Source organism: Desulfobulbaceae bacterium (genome assembly GCA_013792005.1).
In the GTDB taxonomy this organism is placed as follows: Bacteria; Desulfobacterota; Desulfobulbia; order Desulfobulbales; family VMSU01; genus VMSU01.
In genome coordinates this window covers 1-10,367 of record VMSU01000031.1, presented here as the reverse complement: position 1 = coordinate 10,367, position 10,367 = coordinate 1, and the positions used below count along the sequence as shown (strand labels likewise).

The window sequence follows — 10,367 nt, the reverse complement described above, 5'->3', positions numbered from 1 at the left end:
CCCTCGCGGACCCGCTTGGAAAGGCGGCAATCTAGCCCAACTCTATCACCCTGTCAATCTCTTTTTTATCCTCTTACTTCCTCGCTCCTTAACTTACTCTCTTTAGGTTCTTTTTTTGTAAAACGATAAAAAATAATTGCTCAACGGTCTCTTCTATTAATTGCTGCGGCCATACATCCGGCACCAAAGCCATTATCAATATTGACAACAGCTATCCCCGGAGCACATCCATTCAGCATCCCCATCAGGGCCGCAACGCCACCCAATCCCGTGCCATAACCCACGCTGGTAGGGACAGCAATTACCGGAGTATCTACTAACCCGGCAACAACGCTAGGCAATGCCCCCTCCATCCCGGCTACAACAACCAACACAGCAGCGCTACTCAGTAAGTCCTTATGAGCAAAGAGTCGATGGATACCAGCAACTCCAACATCAAAGGCCCTGTCAACACGATGCCCGAGACAGGAGAGGGTCACGCACGCCTCCTCGGCAACCGGAAGATCCGATGTCCCAGCAGCGAGAACAGCAACTACTCCCCGCCCCTTATCCTCGGTCTCATTGGCTCTCCTGGCAGTCAACATTCGAGCTATGGAAGAATAGGTCAGCTCAGGGAGTTCCTGACAGACCTCATCCGCCTTAACGGCATCGACCCTCGTTGCCATAACAGCATAGCCATGGCGTAACATCCGGGTGGCAATATCAATTATCTGCCGGGTGGTCTTATTCTCCCCATAAATGACTTCTGGAATTTCTGTACGAAGTTGGCGATGATGATCCAAACAAGCACCATCAATCACCTCAGACGGCCAGCCCTTAAGAATATCAATTGCCCCATCAACGGACAACTCCCCTCCTCTGACCTCAAGCAATATTTTTTTCAACCGTTTTTGATCCATAAGATTCCTCGCAAAACTTGCCTCAACACGATATCCCGTGCTATGTAATGAATTGTATAAAGAACTCCACCCACCCAAACAAAACAATTCCCACAGGAGCCTACATGCCCCCGCAATCGAGTTTCACCCACCGTCCGCCACGCGCATGGCATAAGATCACTATAAATGTACCATCTCAGTTTGCAGACACTGCCTCAGCGTTCATGGCCAGTCTTACAACCAGCGGAATTGAACAAAAATGCAACGCCCCAGGACAACCAGACACAGGCCGCGAGGAGATAACCGCTTACTTCCCTGAAGAGAAAAATCCTACCCCAGTTATCAGCACAATTCACGACTTTTTAAATTCGCTAAACAATAAGGGTTCCGACTCTGCCCCGGCATCACTCACCAATGAACGAATAATAGAAGAAGACTGGAATAGCCGTTGGAAAGAACACTTTAAACCCTTCAAGCTTACCAAACGCCTAGTGATCAAACCAACCTGGGAACACTATGAGCCCCAATCCGATGAACTCATCCTGGAAATGGATCCTGGCATGGCCTTCGGAACCGGTCTCCATGCCAGTACGAGACTCGCACTTCAACTCATAGATGAATCCTTTACGACCAAGCGTCCTGCAACAGTCCTGGATATTGGGACAGGAACCGGCATTCTCGGCATGTATTGCGCTCTTCTGGGAACGAAAACCGTCATTGGCATTGACAACGATATCGACGCACGCACTGCGGCATCCGACAACATCAACATGAACCACCTAGAGACACTCATGACTATCGACCCACATGACTTATCTGACATTGATGGGCTTTTCGATCTCGTCATTGCTAACATCACCCAGGACGTTTTAACCTTACTCGCACCAAAAATCCTTGCTCGACTTACCACAGGGGGAAGAATCGTACTCTCCGGCATCCTCACCGGCTCCCAGACCGATGCTATCAAAAACCTCTATAGCAGTCTCGGTCTTGTCCTTACCCAAGAAAATTCCGATGGAGAGTGGACCGCTCTACTCTTCAGTCAAATGGCATAATGACACTCAATCGAGCATCATTTCTGAACTATCCTGTTATGGTGCTCTCAAAAAGCGCTCACCAAAACGATTCCACCATAATCACTAACCTTATTTACACAAAATCAATATGCGTCGTTTTTTCATTGATCCAACTTTGATTACTGGTGATAACACCACCATCATTGACCAAGAAGCTCGCCACATAAGCACCGTCCTCCGGCTTAAACCAGGAAATGTTATTGAACTTTTCGACGGGACTGGTCTTGTTTATCAGGTAGAGATCTCCACTGTCAGCAAATCCTCTATCAAGGCCAAGATAACCAAAAGGAGTTATCATCAGTTAAAAGCGCCATTTCTCACTTTGGCTCAATCCGTAATAAAAGGAAAAAAAATGGACCTGATAGTCCAGAAAGCTACAGAGTTAGGAGTTTCAACTTTCCAACCAATTATCTCTCAGCATTGCGACATCAAGACTGTCCCAAACGGACAGCTCGACCGCTGGCAACGCATCTCTCTAGAGGCCTGCAAGCAATGCAACAGGCCGACCCCTATGATCTGCCTTCCTACTATCAGCATTGATCAACTCATTTTCCAAGCCAACCTATCAACAACCAAATTTATTTTCTGGGAAAACAGCTCACCCGCTCCCCTTCCTCAACAACTAACGCCACTTGATGGCCACGTTCTTATCTTGATAGGACCTGAGGGTGGCTTTTCCAAATCTGAGGTGCAGGGCGCAACCCGACAGGGTTTCGTCCCAAAAACCCTAGGCCCACTAATCCTTCGCGCTGAAACAGCAGCCATTACCGCCATATCGATTATTCAATTTCTCCTGGGCAATTTAAACCAGCCCGAATGTCCAATCGAATTCACAGACTCGACTCCTCCTCAAACGATTTCATAGATACCATACAAATATATGAAGGCAATCATCCAACTCGTCAGCCAAGCATCAGTCTCCGTTAATCAACACGTTGTTAGCTCTATAGGATCAGGACTCCTTATCCTCCTCGGAATCGGCCGTTTGGATACCGAAAAGGAAGCTCACTACCTAGCCGAAAAAATTGCCGAACTAAGGATATTTCCGGATCACAACGGACAAATGAACAGATCTGTCAAGGATGTTGACGGAGAAATTTTAGTAGTGTCACAATTTACATTATTTGGAGACTGCCGAAAGGGGAGGCGTCCCTCATACAATCAAGCAGCCCCCCCAGAAACAGCCAAACACCTTTATCTCTATTTCGTAGAATACATAAAAAAATTCGGTCGTCCTGTCTCCTGTGGCCAATTCCAGGCCACGATGGAGGTCCACCTAACAAACCAAGGTCCAGTTACCATTATTCTCGATACCGACAAAACCCCCTAGGTGAATCCCAAAGTATTCACATGGTGCATACAAAAGTACCAAATTCATACATCCTGCCACCCACACTTTGCACTATCCTGGCATTTCATGCAGCAAAAAATGAGTTTCCACCTCCCACCACTTCCCGACTTCTTTGTGGCACAGCCCTTGCTAATTATGTGACCAACGATAACGGCAATAACACATTGTCGTACATTAAAAACGGAAAACAGACGGGAGAGAATATGCAAACGACTCGGGATCATTGTGATTTTTCATGCACTGAAAAAATGTGTATCATTCTGGACAACGCGGGTGTCCCTCGAGACAACAAGTGGCGATCCCTGGTCATGTACATGCGGGGCCTCAGCTACCATGACTATTTAAACCACCAGCAAAAAGGCCAACTCCAATCACTGCTAACAAAAATATTCATTGAGAAACAATTCACTGATGAAAAATTTGCGGAACTTATGGACAAGAATGAGAAAATCTTCTCAGCTCCCTATATCAAAAAAATCCAGCTGACCCTGACTGAATCACAAAAACTCCTTCAGGAATTCCAAGCAACACTTCGCTATCGTCGAGGAGACATCAAGGACCTCGAAGAAAGCACAGTCAATGCATTAGCCATGGGGCAGGACCCGGAAAAAGTCATCGCCTCCCTCCGAGTCGCGTTTAAAGATCTGATAAGGAGTATGGATCAGGACGTGGCTCGACTTGATCAATTATGTCGTACGGACAGCTTGACAAACCTTTACAATCGCCGAGCTTTTGATGAGTTCATAACAGATTCAATCGAAAAATCCTGGCAACGGGCACTACCTGTCTCTCTCATTGTCCTTGATATTGATAATTTCAAATTATTTAATGACAAATATGGCCACCAAGTTGGAGACCAAGCCCTGGTGGCAGTAGCAAAAATCATCAGGCATTGCACCCATGACTACACAAACAATATGCCTGGAGAGATCTACACCGCCCGTTTTGGAGGGGAAGAATTCGCTGTCATCATGCCAGGTGTAAAAGAAGAAAAAGCTACTTTTCTAGCTGAAATAATTAGAAAATCTGTTGAAGATTACAATTTTCTAATTCGCAATGAAAAAGGGGAGGTTATTCAAAAAGGAATCAGGGTCACCATCAGCCTTGGAGTTGCTGAACTACAAGCTGATCAACATACTGCCCATGGAGCCGAGTCATTATTTCATAATACCGACCTCGCTCTATTTCACGCCAAGGGGCAAGGGAAAAATCGAGTTGTGCGATTTAGAGAAATTCAGTCATGACAGAACAGCTACTCCCCAAAGGAGTCACCCTGAAATAACAGGCACAGTAACAACCCTCTCGTCCGCTACACAATAAAGCAATTGCATCTGTTCACATAAGTGGGTAACCTCAAAAAGGTTGCTGCAGGTTTCGTCACCCCCTGCAGCAACCTCCCCTTACCTCTCCACGAAACCATAAGATCTAATTCCCTCACCCCTCACATGCGGGTTGAATTCTCATGCCCACTTTATTGCCACCAAAAATAACAATCAATATTCCCGAGTGCCTCCTTGCTCTGTTGATAACGGTCCTGCTATCCTGGATTGTCAGCTTTCAACAGGCGCGAGCCGACAACAAAATTAGCCTTCCTGTTTCAATTCAAGAGAGCCGATTTATCGCCTACACACCGCGAAGCTTTTCAATTAAGGGAGAGAAGGTGTCGCCTGGCACACGATCAGGCATCAGGAAAGATCTTGAAATACTGCACCCATATTTCAATGGCGTAATTACCTATTCGGCAATTAACGGTGTCGAACACGTGGCGGAGGTAGCGAGCAATCTCAAATACCGCTCTGTAATCATGGGTATTTGGGACCCATCCTCAGAGATCGAGATCAATAATGTACTCCAGGCGTTCCATAAATATCCTGACCTTGTCTCTGCCGTGGTTGTCGGCAACGAGGGTATTTACACCAAGCGGTACACAACAGTGGATGTCCAACAGGCCATAATACGGATAAAAAAGATGGCGCCGAGCTTACCCGTGACAACATCGGAACCTTTCTATCTATACCTCACTCCGGAATATTCAGACTTCTTCAGGTCCCATGACCTGCTGATGCCCAATATCCACCCGGTATTTGAAAAATGGTTCACTCCAAACAAACTGGAGGATGGTGTTTCCATGGTGCTCAATATAATAAAAGAACTACAAACTGCGTACCGCTTGCCCGTCCTGATCAAAGAAACCGGTCTCCCCTCGGGAGAAGCGGCACAAGGATACTCTCAAGCAGGCCAAGCTCGATTCTGGAATGAACTGACAAACCGTTTTCCGTCCTCTCCGACCTTAGGTTTTGCCTACTTCGAGGCCTTCGACACCCCATGGAAGCCAGCTCTTATGGCCACTGAATTTCCTGGGAATCACACCAAAGAGGCTTACTGGGGATTATACACCACAACAGGCCAAGCCAAAGAAGTCATCACCCCCCTTCCCCGACTTAAAGATCACCCCCACCCCCCCTCAACAACACCGAAGCCGGCACAATAACAGCACCCACACTTAACTCAACAGTCAGCACTTTCCATAAAACTGCCTGAGGCAAGAAACTTACGGCGCGACCTCGGCAAGACACAGCCGTAGCGTCTCTGGAGAATCGACCTGATAACAACGGTGTCCTTCACCCTTGGGCAGGGCTCGCTTTAGAAGACCGGACAAGACCTTCTTAGGACCAACTTCAATAAAGATATTAGCTCCTGACGCTACCAGACCCGCAATAATCTCCTGCCAACGGACCATGGAAACAATTTGTCGAGACATGATTGCCCGAATCTCTTCAGGGTCTTCTTCGGTCTTAGCTGTAACATTAAAGATTAAAGGGATAGACGGCCGATCCAACGTAACACCAGCAAATACCTGTTCGAACTCAGGAACAGCAGAACTCATGAGCGGACTATGGTTAGCGATACTAACATTTAAATGAACCGCCTTCCCCCCCCTGGATAGCGCCAGATCAGCAGCCTTTGCCAGAGATCCTTTTGCTCCAGACAAGACAAACTGCTGTTCAGAGTTGTAGTTCCCAATAGTGATTGAATCCGGTTGATCCACCTCAGCAAGAATAGCCTTAATCTCGGCCATGCCCAATCCAAGAATTGCGACCATACCACCAGGATTCCGCACCCCTGCCATCCCCATAACCCTGCCCCGATGAGCTACCATGCGCAAGGTGTCTTCAACCCCTAACACCTGGGCAGCACAGAGCGCTGCATACTCACCAAGACTATGACCTGCAACAAAATCAACTTGAACACCAGCCTTCCTTAACGCCTGCCAGCATACCAAGTTGACAGCAGTTAAGGCAGGCTGAAGATTAGCAGCCATGGTCAATTCCTCTAACGGCCCTTCAAAGCACAACCTCTTCAACTCCTTGCCGCATACCAAATCCGCCAAATTAAAAATATCCATGGCCTCAGGATCAGACTCGGCAAATTCCCGCCCCATCCCGACATACTGAGATCCCTGGCCAGGAAAGAGAACTGCGATTTTCCTTATTGTCATATCAACGCCTCTCCTACTCGCCTATTCTTCAGGCTTATCTTCGACAAAATATAATATCCCACACCATCAACTTCTACTCCCCAGCGGTATGTGGTCGTAAGAAATTCAAGATCAAGAAAATTCCCACGCCAATGGTAATCGCTGAATCAGCGACATTGAAAGCCGGCCAATGATGGGTAGTCCAATAAAAGTCAAGAAAGTCCACCACTGCTCCAAAGCGCAGCCGATCAATAAGGTTCCCTGCCGCCCCCCCAAAGATCAAAGCAATCGCCCCAACAGACCACTTCCCCTCCTTCTGCATCTGCCGCAAAAAAACGAGCATGATAACCATAGCAAGCACGGCCACACCAATAAAAAAAGCATGGCGCCAAGCGCCATGGTCCCCGTTCAGGAAACCAAAAGCCGCCCCCCGATTAGTCAAATACGTAAGACTAAAAAGGCCGGGAATGATTTCAAGGGACTGATATTCGGCAAAATTCGCCATAATCCAGGCCTTGGTTAACTGATCAGAAACAACAACCGCTATAATGATCCCCGCTGCCAGCATACCTCTCACAATCCCATTTCAGTTAATACGGCAAGACAACGTTGACAGGCAGTTGGATGCCCGACGTTCTCGCCCACACTCACCGACCTAGTCCAACACCGTTCACACTTATCCCCACAGGCGGGCGCCACCGCCACGGAAAGTCCAGGCAACTCACTAATGTAGACATCCCCAACCAAGCTATCGGCACGGCTCAACTCGGAAACAATGGCGACACTCTTCAATGTCACCCAGTTTTCGGTCATAAAATCTGCCAATTCCCCAGAAACAGCCACAGTAACATGAGCCTCAAGGGAATGACCGATCACCTTGGCCGCACGCGCAAGCTCCAAGGCCTTGGTCAACTCCCTGCGAACCAAAATCAGGCGTTCCCATTTTTTATCCAACTCGGGTTGTCGCCACTCCGGACGAGCAACAGGAAAAGCGGCCATGGCCACGTCGGATTCACGCTCGCTGGCCGGCAGATGTTCCCACGCCTCAGCTGCGGTAAACGACAAGACCGGAGCCATCAACCGCAAAATACCATCCACCAACTCATAGAACACCGTCTGCGCAGCTCGTCGCTCATGGGCTTTAGGCATAGCGGTATAAAGCCTGTCCTTCTGAATGTCGAGATAAAAGGAACTCATTGTCACTGCACAGAAATTCTGCAAGGTCTGGATAATGAGATGGAACTCAAAGGTGTTATACCCCCCGACAATCCGCTCACGCAACCCCTCAAGCTGTGACAGTGCCCATTGATCAATTTCAGGCAACTCAGCATAGCCCACCCTATCGGTTAACGGATCGAAGTCATTAAGATTACTTAACAGATAACGAATAGTATTACGGATTTTACGATACACATCAGAGAGATGGCTCAAGATTTTATCCGAGATTTTGATGTCATCACGGTAATCCTCTGAAGCGACCCACAACCGAAGGATCTCAGCCCCATTCTGCTTAATGATTTTCTCTGGTGCAACCACATTACCGACACTCTTCGACATCTTGCGCCCATTTTCATCAACGACAAATCCATGGGTCAAAACACCCCGATAGGGCGCCGTTCCCCTGGTGCCGACTGAGGCCAGCAGCGAACTCTGAAACCATCCCCGGTGCTGATCACTGCCTTCAAGATATAGATCCGCGGGCGAAGACAAATCACTGCGCCTCTCCAGCACGGCAGCATGACTAGTCCCGGAATCAAACCAGACATCGAGGATGTCTTCCTCCTTGTCAAATTCCGCCGAACCGCAATGCCCGCACACTGATCCCGGGCTAAGGAATTCATTGACATCCCTGGCGTACCAAGCATCAGCCCCCTCCTGTAAAAACAATTCATCGATCCGGGCGTTGACCGTCTCATCATTCTGCACCTTCCCACAAGTACGGCACAGAATCGCCGTAATCGGCACCCCCCAAGCACGTTGCCGAGAAAGGCACCAATCGGGCCTCGAGGCCACCATGCCATAAATTCGCTCCATACCCCATTTCGGGGTCCAATTAACCGTGCTGATTGCGGCCAAGGCCTTATCGCGCAGACCATTCTCCTCCATCGAGATAAACCACTGTTCCGTGGCTCTAAAAATCACCGGCTTCTTGCAGCGCCAGCAATGCGGATAACTATGAGCAACCTTACCCTGGCCCAACATCAACCCTCGTTGGGAAAGGTGTTCACAGATAAGCGGGTTAGCATCATTAATCGAAAGCCCGGCATAGGGACCCGCCTCCTCTGTGAAGACCCCCCTGCTGTCGACCGGGGCCAAGATTTCAAGCCCATAGCGAAGTCCAGTGAGATAGTCCTCACGACCATGCCCAGGGGCGGTGTGGACGCAGCCAGTACCAGAGTCCAGAGTCACATAATCGGCTTGGACTAAAAGTGACTCTCGATCAACAAAAGGATGACGGCATTTTTTCCCCTCCAGAGCACTAGCGGAAAAGGTAGCCAACACCTCGCCACTCAAACCGAAGGCCTCAAGCACCTTAGGAGCCAGCTCCTTGGCCATGATCAGCACTTCAGCACCCACCTTGACTGCGGCATAGACAAAATCAGGGTGCATTGCCACAGCCAGATTGGCAGGCAAGGTCCATGGCGTTGTCGTCCAGATCACTACAAAGACCTTGTACCCTGCCAGGGAAGATGATATTTCAGCCAAGCTCCCGGGCAACGGAAATTTCACATAAATTGAATGGGATTTATGATCCGCATAGTCGACCTCAGCCTCAGCCAAGGCAGTGCTGCATGAAGAGCACCAATGCACCGGCTTTTTGCTACGGACGACTGCCCCTGTGGTGAGAAATCGGTTAAACTCGCGGGCAGTAGCCGCTTCATAATTAAAATCAATAGTCAGATACGGCTGCCCCCAGTCACCCAACACGCCAAGACGCTTGAACTCCTCCCCCTGAACCTTGACCCATTTCCTTGCATACTCACGACATGCCCCCCGAAATGCGAGCTTACTAATCTCTCGTTTCTTGCCACCAAGCTCTTTATCGACATTATGTTCGATTGGCAGGCCATGACAATCCCACCCCGGCACATACGGACAATGAAACCCAGCCATCCTTTTCGAACGTAGGATAATATCCTTCAAAATCTTGTTCAAGGCATGCCCGATATGGATATGACCATTCGCATAAGGGGGGCCATCGTGCAAAATATAGGTCGGCCGGCCGGCTGTAGCAGCCTGAACCCTGGCATACAGACCTTCGTCTTCCCATTTTTGCAAAAATTCCGGCTCCCGCTGGGCAAGGCTGGCCTTCATTTTAAACTTGGTTTCGGGTAAATTGAGAGTGGAACGGTAATCCATAATCTAGGACTCCTGGCAGAACGCATACACGCGGAAGAATAACAAAAAAAATAAAGCCCACCCTGGACAATTTCACAAAAAGTAACAGGATGGCTAAGCAAAAGGGCCGACATACAAGGCACGGGGTATATTTTGTAAGAGAGGCTATACACATGGTATGCCGAACGAACAAAACCGCCACGCAATTCAGTTCAATCCCCGCTGGTGTTGGACGGGGACGCAGT

9 protein-coding genes are annotated in these 10,367 nt (G+C 48.7%); 5 read left to right on the top strand and 4 right to left on the bottom strand.

Annotation, left to right across the window (positions count from 1 at the left end):
- Positions 1-140 precede the first annotated feature (140 nt).
- Entirely contained in the window at positions 141-899 is a 759-nt protein-coding gene (gene larB / locus FP815_01805; GenBank protein ID MBA3013671.1) for a nickel pincer cofactor biosynthesis protein LarB, read from the bottom strand.
- A gap of 47 nt (positions 900-946) precedes the next feature.
- On the opposite strand from larB, the gene FP815_01800 reads away from it, so the two are divergent.
- The 5 genes from FP815_01800 (at position 947) to FP815_01780 (ending at position 5,796) form a co-directional block, all read left to right on the top strand.
- Complete coding sequence (locus tag FP815_01800; GenBank protein MBA3013670.1) at positions 947-1,933, top strand: 50S ribosomal protein L11 methyltransferase; 987 nt, start codon at positions 947-949, stop codon at positions 1,931-1,933.
- Positions 1,934-2,042: 109 nt separating this feature from the next.
- Positions 2,043-2,819, top strand: coding sequence for a 16S rRNA (uracil(1498)-N(3))-methyltransferase (locus tag FP815_01795; GenBank protein ID MBA3013669.1), 777 nt, complete (start codon positions 2,043-2,045; stop codon positions 2,817-2,819).
- Positions 2,820-2,834: 15 nt separating this feature from the next.
- The gene (locus FP815_01790; protein ID MBA3013668.1) at positions 2,835-3,284 is read left to right on the top strand and encodes a D-tyrosyl-tRNA(Tyr) deacylase; all 450 of its coding nucleotides are present in this window, start codon (positions 2,835-2,837) and stop codon (positions 3,282-3,284) included.
- 20 nt (positions 3,285-3,304) lie between these two features.
- Complete coding sequence (locus tag FP815_01785; GenBank protein ID MBA3013667.1) at positions 3,305-4,549, top strand: GGDEF domain-containing protein; 1,245 nt, start codon at positions 3,305-3,307, stop codon at positions 4,547-4,549.
- Between the two features lie 218 nt (positions 4,550-4,767).
- The gene (locus FP815_01780; GenBank protein MBA3013666.1) at positions 4,768-5,796 is read left to right on the top strand and encodes a hypothetical protein; all 1,029 of its coding nucleotides are present in this window, start codon (positions 4,768-4,770) and stop codon (positions 5,794-5,796) included.
- Between the two features lie 60 nt (positions 5,797-5,856).
- Here FP815_01780 and fabD read toward each other — a convergent pair whose 3' ends face one another.
- The 3 genes from fabD to ileS all read right to left on the bottom strand — a co-directional run bounded on the left by fabD (position 5,857) and on the right by ileS (position 10,143).
- Positions 5,857-6,804 (bottom strand): ACP S-malonyltransferase, encoded by a 948-nt coding sequence (fabD, locus tag FP815_01775; protein ID MBA3013665.1) that lies wholly within the window; start codon positions 6,802-6,804, stop codon positions 5,857-5,859.
- A 73-nt stretch (positions 6,805-6,877) separates the two neighbouring features.
- Entirely contained in the window at positions 6,878-7,351 is a 474-nt protein-coding gene (gene lspA / locus FP815_01770) for a signal peptidase II (protein ID MBA3013664.1), read from the bottom strand.
- A gap of 5 nt (positions 7,352-7,356) precedes the next feature.
- Positions 7,357-10,143 (bottom strand): isoleucine--tRNA ligase, encoded by a 2,787-nt coding sequence (gene ileS / locus FP815_01765; GenBank protein ID MBA3013663.1) that lies wholly within the window; start codon positions 10,141-10,143, stop codon positions 7,357-7,359.
- Positions 10,144-10,367 lie beyond the last annotated feature (224 nt).

What these genes read in the sequence shown, in the direction of transcription:
- lspA (MBA3013664.1), bottom strand. Translation starts at nt 7,351, where the DNA reads ATGCTGGCAGCGGGGATCATTATAGCGGTTGTTGTTTCTGATCAGTTA.
- larB (MBA3013671.1), bottom strand. Translation starts at nt 899, where the DNA reads ATGGATCAAAAACGGTTGAAAAAAATATTGCTTGAGGTCAGAGGAGGG.
- FP815_01785 (MBA3013667.1), top strand. Translation starts at nt 3,305, where the DNA reads ATGGTGCATACAAAAGTACCAAATTCATACATCCTGCCACCCACACTT.
- FP815_01780 (MBA3013666.1), top strand. Translation starts at nt 4,768, where the DNA reads ATGCCCACTTTATTGCCACCAAAAATAACAATCAATATTCCCGAGTGC.
- fabD (MBA3013665.1), bottom strand. Translation starts at nt 6,804, where the DNA reads ATGACAATAAGGAAAATCGCAGTTCTCTTTCCTGGCCAGGGATCTCAG.
- FP815_01790 (MBA3013668.1), top strand. Translation starts at nt 2,835, where the DNA reads ATGAAGGCAATCATCCAACTCGTCAGCCAAGCATCAGTCTCCGTTAAT.
- FP815_01795 (MBA3013669.1), top strand. Translation starts at nt 2,043, where the DNA reads ATGCGTCGTTTTTTCATTGATCCAACTTTGATTACTGGTGATAACACC.
- ileS (MBA3013663.1), bottom strand. Translation starts at nt 10,143, where the DNA reads ATGGATTACCGTTCCACTCTCAATTTACCCGAAACCAAGTTTAAAATG.
- FP815_01800 (MBA3013670.1), top strand. Translation starts at nt 947, where the DNA reads ATGAATTGTATAAAGAACTCCACCCACCCAAACAAAACAATTCCCACA.